This window comes from Corallococcus sp. AB049A (assembly GCF_003668885.1).
In the GTDB taxonomy this organism is placed as follows: domain Bacteria; phylum Myxococcota; class Myxococcia; order Myxococcales; family Myxococcaceae; genus Corallococcus; species Corallococcus interemptor.
On the sequence record NZ_RAWL01000846.1, the window covers coordinates 1 to 859 of the forward strand.

Annotated in this window: 1 protein-coding gene and 1 pseudogene; both read right to left on the reverse strand. The window is 70.9% G+C overall.

The window, feature by feature from the left end; all coding sequences use genetic code 11:
• Positions 1-203 (reverse strand): annotated as a pseudogene (locus D7X55_RS39840) (hypothetical protein); the annotation flags it as partial.
• On the reverse strand, positions 200-835 hold the full coding sequence (locus D7X55_RS39845; RefSeq protein ID WP_120549416.1) for an outer membrane beta-barrel domain-containing protein: 636 nt from the start codon (positions 833-835) through the stop codon (positions 200-202). The gene D7X55_RS39845 and the pseudogene D7X55_RS39840, both read right to left, overlap by 4 nt.
• Between the last annotated feature and the right edge of the window lie 24 nt (positions 836-859).

Consider the following 859-nt stretch of genomic DNA (forward strand, 5'->3'; position numbering starts at 1 on the left):
GGCGCGGGCGCACCGGCGGCGGTGCCCGCGTCGGTGGGGCCGGCGGTGCCCGCGTCGGTGGGCGTGCCCGTGGCCTTCGCGGCGGTGGCCGGTGGGGGTGGCATGGGCAGCGTGCCCGCGTCCGGCGCCGCGAGGGCGGCCGTCGGGGACACGAGGAGCGCGGCGCTGGCGAGCGCGGCGACGATGAGGGGGCGTGACGTCATTCCGTGGCGCCGAAGTTGAAGGCCGTCCCGATCTGCAGCGTGGGCACGTTGGTGATGTCCGACGCGCCCATGAAGACGGTGTTGTTGGTGACGTCCAGCCGGAAGGACACGTTCTTGCTGGAGAACACGCGCACGCCCAGGCCCAGGTTGACGGCGGGGCGGAAGCCGTCGCTGCGGTCCACCTTCACCACGGTGCCGCCGGCCAGCAGGAAGACCTCGAAGTGGATGACGTTCGTGTTGAGCAGGGACGTCTTGCCGTACAGCGGGCTCCACATCAGGTCGCTGCCCACCATCCACTGCACCTGGTTCTGGAACGCGGCGGACACGGGGGACGCGTCGAAGTCGCGCTCCAGCTGGCGGCGCAGGCTGGTCTGCACGTTGTAGCTGTACGTGCCCCGGGCCACCTGCCACGCCAGGGTGTCGCTGAAGTGGTACGCGTAGCCGACGGTGCCGATGAGCCCCTTGTAGTAGGCGTCCGCGGGCAGCACGCCCACGCCCAGGGAGAGCTCATGTTGCATCCGGAAGAGCCGGTCCTGCACCGCGGAGACGGTGCCGGGGTTCTCGAGTTCCTCGGCCTGGGCGCGCGCGAGGCCGGGCACCAGGCACAGGAGGGAGAGCAGGAGGAATCGCACGGGGACTTTTTCCTGTCAGGAGGC